The following is a 17,331-nucleotide window of genomic DNA, read 5'->3' as shown; positions in this document are numbered from 1 at the left end:
TCATGGCTACACCCAGAGAAGTTTCTCTTCAGATGACGAGAAATATCGGCATTATGGCCCACATTGATGCTGGTAAGACGACTACCACCGAGCGTATTCTGTACTACACCGGCATCAACCACAAGATCGGCGAAGTCCATGATGGCGGTGCCACCATGGACTGGATGGTTCAGGAGCAGGAGCGTGGTATTACCATCACTTCCGCTGCTACCACCTGCTACTGGAGCCACTCTGAGACCCAGAAGGATCCGGTTGCATTCAAGAAGAACCGTCACCGCATCAACATCATCGACACCCCGGGCCACGTGGACTTTACTGTTGAGGTCCAGCGTTCCCTGCGCGTCCTGGACGGTTCTGTGACCGTTCTGGCTGCTAAGGGCGGTGTCGAGCCTCAGTCTGAGACCGTTTGGCGTCAGGCTGATGAGTACAAAGTCCCTCGCATGGTTTACGTCAACAAGATGGATACCATGGGTGCCGACTTCTTCCGCTGCATCAAGATGCTGCATGATCGTCTGCACGCTAACGGCGTGGCGATCCAGCTGCCCATCGGCCAGGAGGATACCTTCCGTGGTATTGTTGACCTGGTCGATATGAACGCTGAGGTCTACTATGACGACATGGGCAACGATATGCGCACTGAGCCCATCCCTGAGGATATGGTCGAGCAGGCCGAGGAGTACCGCAACATCCTGATCGAGGCTGTTGCCGAGAACGACGAAGTCCTGATGGAGAAGTATCTCGAGGGTGAGGAGATCACCCGCGAGGAGCTGAAGGCTGCCATCCGCAAGGAGACCATTGCCAACACTCTGGTGCCCGTGGTCTGTGGTTCTTCCTACAAGAACCGTGGTGTCCAGAAGCTGCTGGACGCTATCGTGGATTATATGCCCGCTCCTACCGACGTTGAGGACATCAAGGGTGTGAATCCTGAGACCGAAGAGCAGGAGACCCGTCCGTCTTCCGACGACGCTCCCTTCGCAGCTCTGGCCTTCAAGATTGCAACCGATCCGTTCGTTGGTAAGCTGGCTTACTTCCGTGTCTACTCCGGTAAGGTCGAGGCTGGTACTACTGTCTACAACTCCGTGAAGGACGCTAGAGAGCGTATGGGCCGCATCCTGCAGATGCACTCCAACCACCGCAAGGATATCGACTGCTGCTATGCAGGTGATATCGCTGCTGTTGTCGGTCTGAAGAACACCACCACTGGTGATACTCTGTGTGATGAGAATCATCCCATCATTCTGGAGTCCATGAAGTTCCCCGAGCCCGTTATCCGCGTTGCCATCGAGCCCAAGACCAAGGCCGGCAACGAGAAGATGGGCATCGCGCTGGCAAAGCTGGCCGAAGAGGATCCTACCTTCAAGACCTACACTGATGAAGAGACTGGTCAGACCATCATCGCAGGTATGGGCGAGCTCCATCTGGAGATCATCGTCGACCGCCTGCTGCGTGAGTTCAAGGTCGAGGCCAACGTTGGCGCACCTCAGGTCGCTTACCGTGAGACCATCCGCAAGGAGGCCAATCAGGAGACCAAGTACGCACGTCAGTCTGGTGGTAAGGGCCAGTACGGTCATGTTAAGATCAAGATCGAGCCCAACGAGCCCGGCAAGGGTTACGAGTTCGTCAACGCCATCGTTGGCGGTGCCATCCCGAAGGAATACATCCCGGCTATCGACAATGGTATCCAGGGTGCTATGAAGTCCGGTGTTCTGGCTGGCTATCCTGTCGTTGATGTCAAGGTCACCCTGTGGGATGGTTCTTATCACGAGGTCGACTCCTCTGAAATGGCCTTCTCCATTGCAGGTTCTATGGCTTTCAAGGACGCTATGCGCAAGGCTGATCCCATCATCACCGAGCCCATCATGAAGGTTGCTGTTATCGTTCCTGATGAGTATCTGGGTGATGTCATCGGCGACCTGAACTCTCGCCGTGGCCAGATCCAGGGCATGGAGGCAATGGCAGGCACTCAGCGTGTCAATGCTTTCGTTCCTCTGGCTCAGATGTTCGGCTACGCCACCGACCTGCGTTCCAAGACCCAGGGCCGTGGTCAGTATGTCATGGAGCCTTCTCACTACGAGCCGGTTCCCAAGAACATTGCCGACCAGATCATTGCTGGCCGCACCAAGGGCTGATCGTTGAAAAACGGATAATGATTTTGCCGGGGTAGTATAACTCCGGCAAAATTTCCTGTAAAAGCACTTGATTTTACAGGACAAATTTAGTAGAATAGTTTTGCAATGCAATTCTGTGTTTGCAGGACTGTTGTAACCAATATCAAAACCTAATTTAAGGGAGGATATTCCAATGGCTGAAAAGGCAAAGTTCGACCGTTCTAAGCCGCATGTGAACATCGGCACCATCGGTCACGTTGACCACGGCAAGACCACTCTGACCGCCGCTATCACCAAGTATCTGGCACTGAAGGGCGACGCAGACTTCATGGACTATGCCAACATCGATAAGGCTCCCGAGGAGCGCGCTCGTGGTATCACGATCAACTCCGCTCACGTCGAGTACCAGACCGATGCTCGTCACTACGCTCACGTTGACTGCCCGGGCCATGCTGACTACGTTAAGAACATGATCACTGGTGCTGCTCAGATGGACGGCGCTATCCTGGTCGTTGCTGCTACCGATGGTCCCATGCCCCAGACCCGTGAGCACATCCTGCTGGCTCGTCAGGTCGGCGTGCCTTATATCGTCGTGTTCATGAACAAGTGCGATATGGTCGACGACGAGGAGCTGCTGGATCTGGTTGAGATGGAGATCCGTGAGCTGCTGAGCGAGTATGACTTCCCCGGCGACGACACCCCCATCATCCGTGGCTCCGCTCTGAAGGCTCTGGAGTCCACCTCCAAGGATCCTGATGCACCCGAGTATGCTTGCATCAAGGAGCTGATGGACGCTGTTGACACCTATATCCCCAACCCCGATCGTGAGGAAGACAAGCCCTTCCTGATGCCCATCGAGGATGTCATGACCATTTCCGGCCGTGGTACTGTTGCTACCGGTCGTGTTGAGCGTGGCATTGCTAAGGTTGGCGATGCAATGGAGATCGTTGGCATTAAGCCCGATCGTCTGAGCACCACCATCACTGGCCTGGAGATGTTCCGTAAGTCTCTGGACTTCGCTGAGGCTGGCGATAACATCGGCGCTCTGCTGCGTGGTGTTGACCGTACCCAGATCGAGCGTGGCCAGGTTCTGGCTAAGCCCGGCACTGTCCATCCCCACAAGGTCTTCGAGTCTCAGGTCTATGTTCTGACCAAGGACGAAGGCGGCCGTCACACCCCCTTCTTCTCTAACTATCGTCCTCAGTTCTACTTCCGTACCACTGACGTGACCGGCATCATCACCCTGCCCGAAGGCACCGAGATGTGCATGCCCGGCGATAACGTTCAGATGCACGTTGAGCTGCTGACCCCCGTTGCTATGGAAGAGGGCCTGCGTTTCGCTATCCGTGAGGGTGGCCGTACCGTTGGTTCCGGCGTTGTTGGCAAGATCATTGAGTGATTTTGACCCTCTGCGCCTGTTCTAAGGCAAAAGGTTAAACTTACAAAGAGCCTTCCCATTCCGGAGAGTGGGAAGGCTCTTTTTGCGCTATCGGCGAATCAAAGGGAAAAGCCTCTTGTTCTGCATTCCGCAGAGCAGGAGGCTTTTTATGCTGCCGGGGGATCAGCCAAGCAGATTATATTGATTGGATCGTTTCTGAGCAATTTCATACACTTCATCGTCAGCACGGACACCGATGACGATCACCAGCATTTCCGTCTCGGTGCGGCGCAGCTGATAGACGACCCGCAGGCCGGAAGCACGAAGCTTGATTTTTAGAAATCCAGCAAGATTGGTGCTTCTATGGTTGCCCAAAGCTTTTCCATAACCATTTTCTTCAGCAGGCAGGGGATTTTGCTGCACTTTTTTGATGGCTTTCAGGACAAGGAGCCGTTGGCTGCCATCCAGTGCTTTCAGATCCTTTTCGGCCTCGGGGAGGTATTCCAGTATCCAGCTCATTCGATGTCTACCTCGTCAAAATCTGCGAGGTCCTCTGCTGTGATGCCCAAGCGGCGGTTCATTTCTGTCTCGGATATGACTGTGGCGGGGTCATAGTGCACCATCCGTTCGGTGGCAATGGTCAACAGGCGGGCATCGTTCACTTCATCCATCAGACGAACGTATTCCTCAGGTGAGAGAAGCACGCATTCGGCGGTGTTGTTCTTCATCACAACTTTTGCACCGTTCCGTTTGACATCCTCGAAGATCTTTCCCGCCAGGCCGCGGTTGAATTGAGTGATCGGGATCGTATTGGTAATAGCGCTTACAACAGAGGCCATGTCTGTCAGCTCCTTTCTATGATTACAGTATAGCAGTTATCTGTAAAAATAGCAATAGAAATCGCAGTAAATTTACTGATGATATAAAGGTGGACAAAAGTTGGAGACTAACTATTAAAAGTCAAGCCCAAAAATGAAAAAATCCGTCAACGATTCGCTGCCCCTGACAAACAGCATTCAAATGCTGAAATCAGAGCAGCGAGGGCGACGGAGAGAATAGCAAAGCAAGCCCGGCCAACCCTCGCAGAAACAGAATAGCATTTGAATGCTTCGGTTTGTCAAGGGTTCGCTGCGCCAGCTAAGTTGTTCTTGGATTTGGCTCAGGCTCTGGAGAAAATTAGGCAGCTGTAAGATATGCTTTTCCAGACTTCTGCAAAGCGTAGATCAGCCGCACGAGTTTCTTTGTGGCATGAGACAGGGCAACATTATAGTGCTTACCTTCAGCACGTTTTTTGGCAAGGTATTTGGCAAAGACAGGATTCCAATGACAAACGTACTTGGTTGCGTTGTAAAGGGCATATCGCAAATAACGTGAACCACGTTTTTCCATATGAGCGTAACAGTTTGTAAGTTTTCCTGACTGGTATGTAGATGGAGAGCAACCAGCGTAAGCAAGGATTTTGTCAGGAGATTCAAAGTTGGAAAAATCACCGATTTCAGCAAGGATCATGGCTGCTGACTGGATACCAACACCGGGAATAGAAAGAATCGGTGGATGCAATTCATCCATGATTTGCTGAATCGAATCTTCAATTTCGTCGATCTCGGAGGTGAGTTCCTTAATGAGTTTAATAGTGTGCTTCAATTCCAAAGATTTGGCAGGCATGACAGATCCAATAGACGATTTGGCTGCCTCTCGAATCTGGATGGCCTTTTCTTTTCCGTAGTGCCCCTTGGACGCTATTGAAAGAAGGTTTGTCAGCTTGGTAAGATGGGCTTCTGAAATTTGCTTTGCACCGGGATATTCGCTGAAAAGAGCATAGACCGAAACACTGTGGAGAGAGGGAACGAGCTTTTCCAATTCCGGGAACAGGATCGTGACCAGTCTGGACACTGACTGCTTCAGCTTGGCTCTTTCACGAACCTTATCGAATCGGTATCTTGTTAGTGACTTTAACTCTTCGTTGTGGTATGCTGTATCCGTGTAGGACTTGAGGTCTACATCGGACAATAGCATAGTTGCAATCGTTCTTGCATCCACACGATCGGTTTTGGTTTTGCGAAGGCTGAGACTTTTTCGGTACAGGTTGGTGTGCAAAGGATTCATGACATAGACGGCCAGGTCATTGTCAAGAAGAAATCCAAGAATGTTGTAGCTGTAATGTCCGGTAGCCTCAAGTCCTACTTTTATTTTGTCTGACTTTTTGGTACAGTTTCGAATCGTTTGAAGCAGCTGCTTAAATCCATCCATGTTGTTGGGGATGGTAAAGCAGTCAGCACGAACCATTCCGTCTGAATCAAGAATACAGCAGTCATGCTTATCCTTGGCAACATCAATTCCAACACAAACCATTTTGATACCTCCGGCGTATTTATTTCGATGCTGTTCAGGACCACAGACTTCTTTGCTCTTGTAACCTCGTTCTAAATAAACCGTCTGGCGGTATCTAACTGATTAACATTTCAACAAAGAAGCTGTGGTTGGAGCCTCCAATAAACCGTCTTTACGGTAGGGATTTTTCACCAATCCACAGCACCCTGAAACTATTGTAGCATTCCGCTGGAGAGCGGTCTATAAATACTACTCTTTTATAATACGAGGAATTTTTGTTGTAGATCTGTTTACAAATAAAGGTTGTCATGATATGCTGACATTAAAGAGCAAAGATGTCGGAAAATGGAGGCAGCGTCATGGCGTTTGACTATAAGAAGGAGTACAAGGAGTTTTATCTTCCACCCAGGAAGCCGGGTATTGTGACAGTTCCGCCGATGAATTTTGTGTCTGTACAGGGCAGGGGAGACCCCAATGAACCAGGTGGGGAATATCAGGCGGCAATGGAGTTGCTGTATGGCATTGCCTTTACCATCAAGATGAGCTACAAGGGAAGCCATAAGATCGACGGTTACTTTGAATATGTTGTCCCACCGCTGGAGGGTTTGTGGCATCAGGAGGGGGTGGACGGTGTGGACTACGCCCACAAAGAATGCTTTGAGTGGACAAGTATGATCCGCCTGCCGGATTTCGTGACCCGGGAAGTGTTCGATTGGGCCGTACAGGAAGCGACTGCAAAAAAGAAGAAGGATTTCTCCAAAGTGCAGTTCCTCCACTATGATGAGGGACTTTGTGTGCAGTGTATGCATGTTGGCTCTTATGATACTGAACCGGAGACGCTGGAGCAGATGGATGCTTTTGCGCGGGAACAGGGCTATGAGACTGATTTCACCGGGCACCGCCGTCACCACGAAATTTACCTCAGCGATCCGCGCCGGACAGCACCGGAAAAACTGAAAACAGTACTGCGGCATCCTGTTCGCGTAAAATAAAATCGGGAAAGTTCACAAAGACTGTCGATTTTCGTTGTGAGATGTGCTATACTAAGTCTACCTATAGAAACATCTCGAAAAAGGGAGGAGAACATCATGCAGCATGAAACTGTCATCGTGCTGGACTTTGGCGGCCAGTACAATCAGCTGATCGCGCGCCGTGTCCGCGAGAACAATGTCTACTGTGAAATCTATTCCTACAAAACTGACCTGTCGGTCATCAAGGCGAAGAACCCCAAGGGCATCATCTTCACCGGCGGCCCCAACAGCGTCTATCTGGAAGATTCGCCCACCATTGACCCCGAGATCTTCAACTGGGGCATCCCTGTGCTGGGAATCTGCTACGGCAGCCAGCTGATGATGCACCTGCTGGGCGGTCATGTCTGCCGCGCCCCTGAGCGTGAGTACGGCAAGACCGAGGTCTTTGTGGACAACAGCAGCAAGATGTTCGAGGATGCTCAGCCCTCCACCATCTGCTGGATGAGTCACAACGACTACATCGAGCAGGCAGCCCCCGGCTTCAAGATCACCGCACACACCGTGAACTGCCCTGTGGCTGCTGCAGAGAACGCCGAGAAGGGCCTGTACGCTGTTCAGTTCCACCCGGAGGTGCTCCACACCGCTGAGGGCAAGAAGATGCTCCGCAACTTCGTGTACAACGTCTGTGGCTGCTCCGGTGACTGGAAGATGGACTCTTTCGTGGAGAACAATGTCAAGGCTCTGCGGGAGCGCATTGGCGATGGCAAGGTGCTGTGCGCCCTGTCCGGTGGCGTGGATTCCTCTGTGCTGGCTGCGATGCTGGCAAAGGCCATCGGAAAGCAGCTGACCTGCGTGTTTGTGGACCACGGTCTGCTCCGCAAGAACGAGAAGGAAGAGGTCTGCTCTGTCTTTGGCCCGGGCAATGCCAACGGCTTTGATATCAACTTCATCTGTGTGGATGCCCGCGACCGCTATTTCAGCAAGCTGGCCGGTGTTACCGAGCCCGAGCGCAAGCGCAAGATCATTGGCGAGGAGTTCATCCGCGTCTTTGAGGAGCAGGCAAAGCGGATCGGCAAGGTGGATTTCCTGGCACAGGGCACCATCTACCCTGACGTTGTGGAGAGCGGCCTGGGCGGCGAATCCACTGTCATCAAGAGCCACCACAATGTCGGCGGCCTGCCCGATACCGTGGACTTCAAGGAGCTGGTGGAGCCTCTGCGCAACCTGTTCAAGGATGAGGTGCGTCAGGTCGGCCGTGAGCTGGGCCTGCCTGAGTATCTGGTCAGCCGTCAGCCGTTCCCCGGCCCCGGTCTGGGCATCCGCATCATCGGCGAGGTGACCCCTGAGAAGGTTGCCATCGTGCAGGATGCAGACGCAATCTGGCGTGAGGAGATCGCAAAGGCTGGTCTGGATAAGGAGATCAACCAGTATTACGCCGCCCTGACCAATATGCGCAGTGTCGGCGTGATGGGTGACGAGCGTACCTATGACTACGCTGTGGCCCTGCGTGCTGTGACCACCACCGACTTTATGACGGCTGAGAGCTACAATGTGCCCTGGGATGTTCTGGGCACCGTGACCAGCCGCATCGTCAATGAGGTCAAGCACGTCAACCGTGTGTTCTACGATTGCACCGGTAAGCCGCCTGCCACCATCGAGCTCGAATAATGGAATACGAGAAAATAAAACGTGTCTACGACTGAAAAATGATGAATTTCGGAAGAATGACATCACTTTGACATCACCTGCGGCAAAAAGCACCTGCTGGACGCGCCGGGAAATGGTAGTACGGTTTATTATCGAAGAATAATTTGAAAGCCCCGGAAAGTAACGAGAAATCGAAACTTTCCGGGGCTTTTTTGACATCGTGACATCACAAAACGGGCCGTGACATCACCTGTTTTCGGCCTAGCCGAGTGACATCAAATCAGAGTCATCGTTGTTAGAAGTGGGGGAGCCGATGGCCTCCAGCTTCGACACAAGCTCCTGCTGCTTGTTAGGGTACAAATGGGCATAGGTCCGCATGACGACGGGAACAGTATCGCCGATTCGCTTGGCCACCAGAACAATAGAGTACCCAAGTTCGATACAGAGAGAAACGTGGCTGTGCCGAAGATCATGGACGCGAATGTCTGGCAGATAGGTTAGCTGGGTGCAGCGGGTCAGTTCCTTGTTGAGCGCTGTGCACGTCATGTAGAATACGCGGTCGTCCGGGGTCAGCCCGTAGAGCCGGGAACAGTAGGTGCGGAACTCTTCGGCCAACCAATGCGGAATAGGCACATTGCGGTTTCCGCCTTTCTTGCTGTTCTTAGTGGGGCCGAAGATGTCCTGCCCCTTTTTTCTGTGGTAGGTCTTGTAGATGCGCAACTGGTCATCATCGGTCAGGTCTTTGGGCAACAGCGCCAGCATCTCGCCCTCGCGGCATCCCGTCCAGAACAGAATATCAAATGCCAGAAGATAGGCCTCGTTGCGGAATTCTTTCCGCAAAAGCTCGTACTGGTCTTTCGTTATGATAAGCATTTCTCCGGCGACAGAGGAACCCATGTAGCCAGCAGCATCGCACGGATTGAAACGCAGGCCGTAGAATGTCTGGGCATAATTAAAGAGGGCGGTCAACTGTGCGTGGATGGTGTAGAGATATGTTTCCGAATATGGGAGGCCAGTGGCTTCGCCCATCTCTTTTACTCGCTGTTGCCAATCTCGAATATCAAGAGCGGTGATCTCATTCATTTTCCGGTTTCCGAGAAGCGGAACGATTTTGGTGTCAAAAACATTTCGCTTGGTGTCCATTGTGGTGTCGCGGACATGGTGCTCCCGGTCATTGAAGTACAGCTCCACAAAGCTGGCAAGAGTCATGTCACAGCTCTTGGCTTTTTGCAAATGGAATTCTCGCTCCCACTCTTGCGCTTCACGTTTGGTTTTGAAGCCGCGCTTACGCTTCTGCTTTCGTTTCCCGGTGAAATCAGCGTAGCGAAACTGGCAGTACCATGTGCCTGTTTTTTCGTCCTTATAGCAGGGCATTAGAATATACCTCCTGACGTGTTTAGAAATCCCTGACCATTTTTATAATGGCCGGGGTCTTTTTTATTGGGGGAGAATAGATTTGAATTGCTCAACATTGTCTGCATTGCTGAGCAAGAAAAGAACATCCAACCCGGTATCGGAACTAATTCGCAACTTTCCAAATTCACAAATAAGACAAGGCATATTGTGTTTATAGCGCCTGTCTGGAGAGCCATCAGAATTTACATTGAGCCATGTGTTGCCGACTACTTTACTATCCGCAGGCAGATGCGCTTCATCGGTGACATAGTTAGTAGAATCAACTTCAAATGACACTTCAGCAATATCGTAGGCACTAATATTTTTGTTGTGAATATAGAATATCTTGTCAGGAAAAATATAGAACGATTCTCGCTGATTTAATGCCACGGAGAATACGGGAACATTTGTCCGAAGATAGTAGGGAAGATTAGGCATTCCGAGTACCTTTTCCTCAGAAATGGTTTTCTCTGCGCCGCCATGCTCTCTTGCGTTACTATTGGTATATGTTTCAGGCACATAGTAAACGGTATCGCAAGCAAATAATTTTCGCCATGCAGTGTACCATTCTTCATAGGCCGCGCGCTGTTCGTCGGTGAAATCATATTCCAACTTTACAGGTGCGACGTAATGAACATAGAAAAATACGGCAAAAGAAAAAATGGTAAGGAAGAGCCGTTGGGGAGTGTGAAGAACAATAAAGGCGAGTAAACCAATGGAGCCAATTATGAGAGAGGCTTTATTGAGAAAACGTGTTCGACGAATCTTCTTCATAAGGGCCTTGAAATCAGAATCTTTATAGTTCTCACGGTCAACAGACTGAATAACTTCGGTATCAATATAAGGGGATTCTTTTGCTGTGTTTCGTCGTGCAGATTTATGCAGGGATTCCTCTGTCGAGTAACTCAATCCGGTTCCGGGGATGGACGCTGTTTGTCTGATTTTTCCGTTGGCCGTTTTGGTGATTCGGTATCCCGGAACGCCCCATGAATACCCAATTCCGCTTCCTGAAATATTGATGCGGAAGCCGCCGCCAAGACGAATACTTTTTCTGTATCTGAATCCCATAACCTCACAACCCTTTCTGTTATTTATTCACGGATTTCGGTAGATGGCTGGAATCTGCTTGTAAGCTGTCTTACTCTTTCCAATGGCGTGCTTGCGCCGGGAAGGAGTGAGAAGATGCCTGCATCGGATGAGCGCTCCAGACATGGAAATGTGCTTGATGATGTTCTTCGGGAAGAAATCAAGGATTTAACCCCGGAACAGGTCAAGCGGGTGCTTGAGTACATCGAAACGCTGAAACAGCAGTAACGAGCACCGATGGCGCGGACAGGCCCTCTTTGGGAGCCTGTCCTTTTGTTATTCGCGCAGGAATTTGACGAAGCGGACGTACTCTATTACCTTTCGCATTTCATCATCTGTCAGATCGTGCGTGGAGTCCATGAGCCGCCTCTGCAAAGCGGAAAGATTCGACTCCGGGAAATCTACCTCCCCCCGGAGATAGGCTTCAGACACGCCATAGCGGGCGGCAATAGTGGCGATGTCCGAAGCGGTAGGAACAGATTTTCCCGCTTGCCAGCTCGCAACAAGGGTTCTGCTTTTCCCGCACAGGCGCGACATAAAAGCGCCCGATGAACCGTAATGTTCCATCAAATCGACAATGCGTTGGACAGTAATCGTCATCCTTTTTACCAGCTTTCTTTCTGAAATCTTGTGTAATACGCTGAAATCCAACACTTGTTAGATTTGCGGTCTTGTCGTCTAACAGGCGTTGGATTATTATATAATCACAGTCAAACATTTGTTGGACTGCATGAGCAACAACGGAGGTCGAAAAAATATGAAAATGGTAACGTACAAAGTGCTCGGCAAAGCAATGCGGGAGCTGACAGGGCAAGTCGCAGAGCTGGATGAAGCCATTGAAATCCGCTTGGTGTTTGGCGAAAAAGTTAAAATCACCATTTCGATGGACTGGGCAACAATGGATGCAGCACGGGCCGCAGAACTCGCTGAGCATCTGGCAAAGGCAGCGGAGCTCGTGAACAACTTCAAGTACGCTGGTTATACGATTGTTAGATAAGGGGAATGGCCATGAAGTATTCAGACATCAACAAGATGTTCACGACAGAGGTGAACAAGTATTTGGAGCAGGGGTATCGCTTCAACACCGCAAGCATGAATGGGAGTCAAGGTGAACTGGCCAAGGTCGATTTGACCAACGGAACTGAAATCATCCGCATTGTGGCCCGCACTTTTTCCAAGGAGTGGGATAAGCAGGGCGTCGAGCTGTTCGTTGGCCGCGTGGCCGAGAAAGAGGGCATTCGGCCGGATGTGGCCTATTGCGTCAACACAATTTGGAACGGACGCTTGGAACAAGTCAGCAGCCAGCGGTTCTACGAGGTGAGCGGCTACGGAGATCCCGACAAGTTCTATGGGACGGAAGCGGACGCCGAAGCGGTCAGCAAAATCCGTATGAGCCGCTATGCGCAGAGGCCGAATCGCAAGGCTAAGGACATGACCAACGCTGAAACCATCAAAATTGCTGTGCGGTTCATTCGCCGGAAACTTGGCATCAAGAACGTGGACAAGAAGCGCATTGAAGTGTTCCGCACGCCTGACCATCGGCACATCATCAATTATCGCGGCAAAGCATATCAGCTCAACAACAAGGAGGTTTGACTATGTATTGTAACAAGTTTTTCAGAACCGAAGAGGAAGCCAAGGCTTTCAAGAAGTCTCACGGCGGGGCGCTGTACAAGAACATCAAGGGGAGTCACACCCGGCAAGCGTACCGGGTAGAAGCGATGATGGCCGTGCAGGACGGCTGGCTCCGCAGCACAGAGACGGATACGTACCCGTTCTGCGTTGCATGGAATGGCAAGCCGCTGTCGGCAGGAAAGGAGATTTAAGCCATGAAAGCATTAAAAATTGAGCCGGGAAAGGCCCCGGAACGCATTGACATTGGCAACGAACTTGAAGCCCTGCAAGACGCTGTGGGTGGCTACATTCAGGTGCTTTACCCGGACCAGCACCGCCCGGTGGGCCTGATCTGCAACGAAGAGGGCAAGTGCATGGGCCTCAAGCCAAACCGGACCCTGTACAGGGGCGGCAAGCCTTACGACGTCATTGTTGGCACATTCCTCGTGGTTGGAGTCGATGAAGAGGACTTCACGGATCTGCGGGAAGAGGATGCAACGTATTTTGAGAAGCTGTTCCATTCGCCGGAGAAGTTTAAGTACTTCGCAGGGCGGCTGGTTATCTCCAAGGTGGTTTCTGGCGGGGCTTGATGGCCCCGCTTTTTTCAAAAAACCGAAAAAACCCATTCGGTTTTTTTGGGTTACGTTTGGTTTTTTCGGTTTTGATGGGTTTTGCGAAATGCAAAATAAAAGATGAAATTTGAGTCAAAACTTTCAAATTTTAGGCCGCAAAACCGAAATTTTGTTAAAACTGAAATTCGATAGAACGACGAATTTTTGAAATGTGTGCGAAATGTGAAAACCCATTGGGTTTTTCAAAAACCGAAAAAACCCATCTTCTTAAGAAAAGAAGAAGAAAAAGAAAAAGAATAAGAAGATATGAAGACTATCGTCTTCATCACGCGCGGGCGCGCGCGTTATATAGCCGATGAGGACGACGAATCCAGTTGATGGAGAACGGGATCATCCGTGCGGCCAAGCAGGTAGTCAATGGAACAGTCTAGCCTATCAGCAAGGAGTATAAGCGTTTTTCCCGATGGAGGATCCTCTGCATTTTTCCAGCGTGTAACAGCACCAGAAGAGATGCCCAGTTCCTTTGCGATTGGGTTTGGCTTTGTGCCTCGTAGAGCGCACATCTGATAGAATCGCTCCCAAAATATCAAAAATAGGACCTCCTTTTTGTGCAAAAGCATGAATCTCACTAAAATGAGATTATCGTATTGCTATCTCATAAAAGTGAGATTATAATATATCTAACAAATGATTCAAACACCTGTTAGATAGAAAGGACAATACCATGACGAATGTTTACATTGACAGCCGCCGGGATGGGTACTCTCCCAGCCAGTGCCACGACACCATGACGGTGGGGGAGTTGATTGACATCCTGAGCCAGTACGACGAAGACCAGCCCGTCTACATTCGCAACGACAACGGCTACACCTACGGGAGCGTCCAGATGGACAGCGTTACCGAGGGAGAGGAGGACGAGGACGAATGAGACTTCTTGTTGAGTACACCTCGCATGGCCGCGGTCCAGCGGCTCCGCAGACCTACACCACCGCGCTGGACATTGTGGACGATGTAGCGGAGCGGCTGTTAAAGGCCAAGACGCCGTACACATTCCGGGAGCGGAAGTGCTGCACACGGGAAGCGCTGATTCTTGCATTCCTGATTTACGACATCGAGAACCTGCAGGAACGGAGCTTCGGAGACAACGACCAGATTTTGAGCATCCGGCGGGATAGCAGGAGCTGAGGGAGGACCACATGGTGAAGTTTGTAGCGCCCATGGCTACATGGGAAATCGTGGGCGGCGACCTGCCACCTGTCCGAGTTCGAGCCCGGACGTTCGATGAAGCACTTGCAAAGGCAAGGCTTCGTGATCCCGGCTATTGTGCCGGATGGGTCGTTGAGGAGGGCTGAACCATGGAAATCAAAAACGTGCACTGCGAGAAGCAAGCGCTGGAACTCTTCAGGATGATGCCGGACAACAAGAAGTCATCTCTCCACAATGCGTTGAGCCGAAACCTTGAGTTTACCACTTCTTGGGGACTGGAACTTGGCGAACTCCGTGCTTATCAGAACGGTGTTTACATCACTCTCCAAGGTACGCGCTGCAGTTTTTCCGTGTATGCAGAGTTGGTGAACGGAAAGCCTGTTTTCAAGCGCAAGCCCCCTGAAAGCAAGCTCAGCCTGAAATTCAGAAGCGGCCTGCTGTTCGATGCTGGAGACTTCAACGAATTCTAAACAATATTGGAGGACAAGACAATGTTTAAGATCACCGACGTCGAGAAGCTGAGAGATGCTTACACCCTGCTGGCGTTCATCCGGGACACCACCACCGCCGAACAGAAGTCCGGCATGGCCGCATTTATTGCCAGCATCAAGAAGGAGATCCGGGCCTACAACAACCGCCCGGCACCTGACAGCCGCATTATCGAGGAGCGCGGCATTGATGGCTACATTGAGCTGGTGCAGCTCCCGAACGAACTGGACAAGGCCAACAAGGTCGATGCAGCCGAATGGTTCCGGGAAAATCACTACTACGAGGTTTACCCAACGGCCTATGACTGTTCTGGCCAGCGTTTCACAATCTGGTACAAGCTGCACCGCCGCTGCGGACACTGGTTCGCATACCATTCGGTCGGCTTTGACGTTTAATCAAAAGGGGAGACTAAATCATGAAGTACGTCATTTTTACCTACGACATCCGCATGAAAGGCGAGGAAGACGAGGCCTGCATGACCGTCCTGCTGGATGATGACCGAGCAGCGGTCGTTAAGGCTGCATACGATAACCGGCAGGGGAGAAGCGAGATTGAGGACATCCTCTTGCGGTGCAAGGTCGATGACCTGTGCGCCGCCTGTGAAGCGCTCCGGGGGCGGAAGTACCTTCGCAACAGCATCAAGTGCGTGGAGATCGAGGAGGCTTGAGCCGTGAACATTGAAATTAAATATCAGACCGAGGATGGCGAGATTCGGTATTACCACTTTGAGTCGTGGGAACTGGCTGAAGACGATGCCTTTCGGGAAGCGATGCAGGAGTTCCGCAGCACTCGCACAGGAAAGAACAAAATCCTCTCCATCCGGGATGCATCGATTGGTGCAGGCCGCAACTGGAAAGAATAACCCGCCTGATGATGGCCGCTGGTATCGGCCGAAACCATTTTCGTGGCATCACGAAGATGGTCGCGGGAACCAACACCGCAAACCAAGGAAAGGAAGATTCACATGAAGTATGAGATCTACCAGCTGAAAGAGGACACCATGGAGCAGGTAAAACTGCGGTTCATGGCGTCCGATCAGGCCGCAGCGCTGGGCGGAATCCATCGGGAGAACTACCGTCTGGTGTACGAGGGTAATGTGGAAACCCGAAAGGACGCACAGCAGACGCTTGATGGCCTGTTCCGCAGATTCAACATAGACAGGCCCGAAGGCTTCGAGGGCCACAGCTTGAGCGTGTCGGACATCATTTACCTCGCCGATGGGGAATCCTCCGGCTGGTGGTTCTGCGATGCTTACGGTTGGAAGCTGCTGAGCGGGGAAGAATGGGGGCAGACCTGATGCGCCACTACACAAAAGCGGAGTGGCGCAAGATCCCGGAGGCCTACAAGGGCCGCTGGGAGCCGACGCCGCTCAACCTTGAGCGGGTGAAGAGCGGTGAGCTTCCGGCAGAGTACATCGGCAAACGGAACACCATCGTCAATGACGAGCATCACGGCACGGTGCTTATCACCGAGGGCGCGCACTTCGTAATCGACGAATGAGCACAATCGCTCAAAGAAGCAATTTGAGCCGTGCTTTGCATCAAACGGCAATTTCCTTGCAGAAGCTCCGAAAATGCAAAATAGAGCCATCTGAGCGGCGCTGAGGGCTATTTCCGCTGACTCAGAATGAACTGAAGATAATCTGTAACCTTTTGGCGTTCATCATCTGTCAGATTCATCCGTTTCACGGCGGGGTCAACAGTGCGCCCCATGAGGAAGTCCATAGAGCAGTCAAGATAGTCGGCAATACGCGCCAGACTGTCGGCGGAGATTTTTTTACCAAGTCGAAGATTGGAAAGCGTCCCCTTGCTCAAGTCGAGTTCGGCGAACATATCTTTCAGCTGGACATTGCGCGCCTTTGCCTGAATTTTGATGTTTTCTGCAAGGGTTATAGAATCATACAAATTTTGGGTCGGCATTTTGTGTATCCTCACAAAATCTATCCACAGGCGTATTTCGTCTTGAAATACGCCTAAAGAAAGATTATAATACACTTGTACAAAACAAATGTCAGATTAAAAGGGTCAGCGCTTTCCATTCAGCGCGTTCCCCGAAGCCCCTCTGCAAAGGGGCTTCAACGTACCACGCAGTACAAACCATGCAAGTTGATTCCTCCTAATGACAGGCATCGCTGCAAAGCGCAGCGCCGATACTGCAAATCGGCGGTGCGCAGGTAAAGCGATTACTCCCCAAGAGCTTCTGCTTAACAGCTTAAAGACGGGGGAACGCGTTGAATGGTGGGTACTGGCCCTTTTAGTCTATCAAAAATCAAACAAGTGTTCAATACATTTGTTAGATAAATCTTTGTCGGGAAGGAGAAAAAACATGAAGAAAGTTCCGCTGCCAGAGTGGTGCGTGTCAGTCAAAAAAGCGATGGTTGAGCGCGACGATATGAGCGTCACCGAGCTGGCAAAAGAAATCGGGTACTCCCGCGCACACGTCAGCCAGGTCATCAATGGTACGATGGTGCCGTCTGCGAACATCAAGTCCGCGATTGAATCCTGCCTGAACCTGCGGGCGTGATTTCTTACATC

General features: G+C 51.2%; 27 protein-coding genes. 19 read left to right on the top strand and 8 right to left on the bottom strand.

What is annotated here, in order from left to right; genetic code table 11:
- Positions 1-2: 2 nt before the first annotated feature.
- Together fusA and tuf are read left to right on the top strand one after the other, a co-directional pair.
- Positions 3-2,129: an elongation factor G gene (gene fusA / locus MTP42_RS09855; RefSeq protein ID WP_256466562.1), complete on the top strand. Its 2,127-nt coding sequence runs from the start codon at positions 3-5 to the stop codon at positions 2,127-2,129.
- 172 nt (positions 2,130-2,301) lie between these two features.
- A complete protein-coding gene (tuf, locus tag MTP42_RS09850; RefSeq protein WP_156070286.1) occupies positions 2,302-3,507 on the top strand; it encodes an elongation factor Tu in 1,206 nt (401 codons plus the stop codon).
- Between the two features lie 162 nt (positions 3,508-3,669).
- Here the strand turns inward: tuf and MTP42_RS09845 are convergent, their stop codons facing one another.
- The 3 genes from MTP42_RS09845 to MTP42_RS09835 form a co-directional block, all read right to left on the bottom strand.
- Positions 3,670-4,005 (bottom strand): type II toxin-antitoxin system RelE family toxin, encoded by a 336-nt coding sequence (locus tag MTP42_RS09845; RefSeq protein WP_249257212.1) that lies wholly within the window; start codon positions 4,003-4,005, stop codon positions 3,670-3,672.
- Positions 4,002-4,325 carry a type II toxin-antitoxin system Phd/YefM family antitoxin gene (locus tag MTP42_RS09840; protein ID WP_249257211.1) on the bottom strand — a complete coding sequence of 108 codons (324 nt, stop codon included), beginning with the start codon at positions 4,323-4,325 and terminating at the stop codon, positions 4,002-4,004. Before MTP42_RS09840 ends, MTP42_RS09845 begins: the two co-directional genes overlap by 4 nt.
- 337 nt (positions 4,326-4,662) lie before the next feature.
- The gene (locus tag MTP42_RS09835; protein WP_156075454.1) at positions 4,663-5,838 is read right to left on the bottom strand and encodes an IS110 family transposase; all 1,176 of its coding nucleotides are present in this window, start codon (positions 5,836-5,838) and stop codon (positions 4,663-4,665) included.
- A 338-nt stretch (positions 5,839-6,176) separates the two neighbouring features.
- Between MTP42_RS09835 and MTP42_RS09830 the strand changes: the two genes are divergently transcribed.
- Together MTP42_RS09830 and guaA are read left to right on the top strand one after the other, a co-directional pair.
- Positions 6,177-6,809 (top strand): GyrI-like domain-containing protein, encoded by a 633-nt coding sequence (locus tag MTP42_RS09830; RefSeq protein ID WP_249257210.1) that lies wholly within the window; start codon positions 6,177-6,179, stop codon positions 6,807-6,809.
- Positions 6,810-6,905: 96 nt separating this feature from the next.
- Positions 6,906-8,456: a glutamine-hydrolyzing GMP synthase gene (gene guaA / locus MTP42_RS09825; protein WP_249257209.1), complete on the top strand. Its 1,551-nt coding sequence runs from the start codon at positions 6,906-6,908 to the stop codon at positions 8,454-8,456.
- A 240-nt stretch (positions 8,457-8,696) separates the two neighbouring features.
- Here guaA and MTP42_RS09820 read toward each other — a convergent pair whose 3' ends face one another.
- A complete protein-coding gene (locus tag MTP42_RS09820) occupies positions 8,697-9,809 on the bottom strand; it encodes a site-specific integrase (protein ID WP_158401664.1) in 1,113 nt (370 codons plus the stop codon).
- Positions 9,810-9,872: 63 nt separating this feature from the next.
- Positions 9,873-10,898, bottom strand: coding sequence for a DUF4236 domain-containing protein (locus MTP42_RS09815; protein ID WP_158401665.1), 1,026 nt, complete (start codon positions 10,896-10,898; stop codon positions 9,873-9,875).
- Between the two features lie 114 nt (positions 10,899-11,012).
- Between MTP42_RS09815 and MTP42_RS14630 the strand changes: the two genes are divergently transcribed.
- Positions 11,013-11,144, top strand: a complete 132-nt coding sequence (locus MTP42_RS14630) for a hypothetical protein (RefSeq protein ID WP_256466539.1) — start codon at positions 11,013-11,015, stop codon at positions 11,142-11,144.
- 48 nt (positions 11,145-11,192) lie between these two features.
- Here the strand turns inward: MTP42_RS14630 and MTP42_RS09810 are convergent, their stop codons facing one another.
- Positions 11,193-11,516, bottom strand: a complete 324-nt coding sequence (locus MTP42_RS09810; protein WP_022257390.1) for a helix-turn-helix domain-containing protein — start codon at positions 11,514-11,516, stop codon at positions 11,193-11,195.
- Positions 11,517-11,673: 157 nt separating this feature from the next.
- Between MTP42_RS09810 and MTP42_RS09805 the strand changes: the two genes are divergently transcribed.
- Genes MTP42_RS09805 through MTP42_RS09790 form a run of 4 tightly spaced genes read left to right on the top strand, consistent with a single transcriptional unit; the run spans position 11,674 to position 13,120 of the window.
- Positions 11,674-11,913 carry a hypothetical protein gene (locus MTP42_RS09805; RefSeq protein WP_158401666.1) on the top strand — a complete coding sequence of 80 codons (240 nt, stop codon included), beginning with the start codon at positions 11,674-11,676 and terminating at the stop codon, positions 11,911-11,913.
- An 11-nt stretch (positions 11,914-11,924) separates the two neighbouring features.
- Entirely contained in the window at positions 11,925-12,512 is a 588-nt protein-coding gene (locus tag MTP42_RS09800) for a hypothetical protein (protein ID WP_158401667.1), read from the top strand.
- A 2-nt stretch (positions 12,513-12,514) separates the two neighbouring features.
- Entirely contained in the window at positions 12,515-12,742 is a 228-nt protein-coding gene (locus MTP42_RS09795) for a hypothetical protein (RefSeq protein WP_055188447.1), read from the top strand.
- A 3-nt stretch (positions 12,743-12,745) separates the two neighbouring features.
- Complete coding sequence (locus MTP42_RS09790; RefSeq protein ID WP_158401668.1) at positions 12,746-13,120, top strand: DUF3846 domain-containing protein; 375 nt, start codon at positions 12,746-12,748, stop codon at positions 13,118-13,120.
- Between the two features lie 326 nt (positions 13,121-13,446).
- Here MTP42_RS09790 and MTP42_RS14750 read toward each other — a convergent pair whose 3' ends face one another.
- The gene (locus MTP42_RS14750; RefSeq protein WP_430981891.1) at positions 13,447-13,665 is read right to left on the bottom strand and encodes a helix-turn-helix domain-containing protein; all 219 of its coding nucleotides are present in this window, start codon (positions 13,663-13,665) and stop codon (positions 13,447-13,449) included.
- Positions 13,666-13,826: 161 nt separating this feature from the next.
- Between MTP42_RS14750 and MTP42_RS09785 the strand changes: the two genes are divergently transcribed.
- The 9 genes from MTP42_RS09785 (at position 13,827) to MTP42_RS09745 (ending at position 16,297) form a co-directional block, all read left to right on the top strand.
- On the top strand, positions 13,827-14,030 hold the full coding sequence (locus tag MTP42_RS09785) for a hypothetical protein (protein WP_055188441.1): 204 nt from the start codon (positions 13,827-13,829) through the stop codon (positions 14,028-14,030).
- Entirely contained in the window at positions 14,027-14,287 is a 261-nt protein-coding gene (locus tag MTP42_RS09780; RefSeq protein ID WP_158401670.1) for a hypothetical protein, read from the top strand. The genes MTP42_RS09785 and MTP42_RS09780 overlap by 4 nt, the downstream gene beginning before the upstream one ends.
- Before the next feature lie 11 nt (positions 14,288-14,298).
- Positions 14,299-14,454, top strand: coding sequence for a hypothetical protein (locus MTP42_RS09775; RefSeq protein ID WP_249257208.1), 156 nt, complete (start codon positions 14,299-14,301; stop codon positions 14,452-14,454).
- Between the two features lie 3 nt (positions 14,455-14,457).
- Positions 14,458-14,778: a hypothetical protein gene (locus tag MTP42_RS09770; protein WP_112089994.1), complete on the top strand. Its 321-nt coding sequence runs from the start codon at positions 14,458-14,460 to the stop codon at positions 14,776-14,778.
- A gap of 21 nt (positions 14,779-14,799) precedes the next feature.
- Positions 14,800-15,192, top strand: coding sequence for a hypothetical protein (locus MTP42_RS09765; protein WP_158401671.1), 393 nt, complete (start codon positions 14,800-14,802; stop codon positions 15,190-15,192).
- Between the two features lie 20 nt (positions 15,193-15,212).
- Positions 15,213-15,464 (top strand): hypothetical protein, encoded by a 252-nt coding sequence (locus tag MTP42_RS09760; protein ID WP_158401672.1) that lies wholly within the window; start codon positions 15,213-15,215, stop codon positions 15,462-15,464.
- A 3-nt stretch (positions 15,465-15,467) separates the two neighbouring features.
- Positions 15,468-15,659 carry a hypothetical protein gene (locus MTP42_RS09755; protein WP_249257207.1) on the top strand — a complete coding sequence of 64 codons (192 nt, stop codon included), beginning with the start codon at positions 15,468-15,470 and terminating at the stop codon, positions 15,657-15,659.
- 102 nt (positions 15,660-15,761) lie between these two features.
- Complete coding sequence (locus tag MTP42_RS09750; RefSeq protein WP_158401674.1) at positions 15,762-16,094, top strand: YodL domain-containing protein; 333 nt, start codon at positions 15,762-15,764, stop codon at positions 16,092-16,094.
- On the top strand, positions 16,094-16,297 hold the full coding sequence (locus MTP42_RS09745; RefSeq protein WP_158401675.1) for a hypothetical protein: 204 nt from the start codon (positions 16,094-16,096) through the stop codon (positions 16,295-16,297). Before MTP42_RS09750 ends, MTP42_RS09745 begins: the two co-directional genes overlap by 1 nt.
- A 107-nt stretch (positions 16,298-16,404) precedes the next feature.
- On the opposite strand, the gene MTP42_RS09740 is transcribed toward MTP42_RS09745, so the two are convergent.
- Positions 16,405-16,716 (bottom strand): helix-turn-helix domain-containing protein, encoded by a 312-nt coding sequence (locus MTP42_RS09740; protein ID WP_158401676.1) that lies wholly within the window; start codon positions 16,714-16,716, stop codon positions 16,405-16,407.
- A 406-nt stretch (positions 16,717-17,122) separates the two neighbouring features.
- Here MTP42_RS09740 and MTP42_RS09735 point away from each other — a divergent pair, with 406 nt between their 5' ends.
- Complete coding sequence (locus MTP42_RS09735) at positions 17,123-17,320, top strand: helix-turn-helix domain-containing protein (protein ID WP_055188426.1); 198 nt, start codon at positions 17,123-17,125, stop codon at positions 17,318-17,320.
- Positions 17,321-17,331 lie beyond the last annotated feature (11 nt).

The organism is Faecalibacterium sp. I2-3-92 (assembly GCF_023347315.1).
Taxonomy (GTDB): domain Bacteria; phylum Bacillota; class Clostridia; order Oscillospirales; family Ruminococcaceae; genus Faecalibacterium; species Faecalibacterium duncaniae.
The sequence above is the reverse complement of the archived record's forward strand: the minus strand, read 5'-3'. Positions and strand labels throughout refer to the sequence as shown.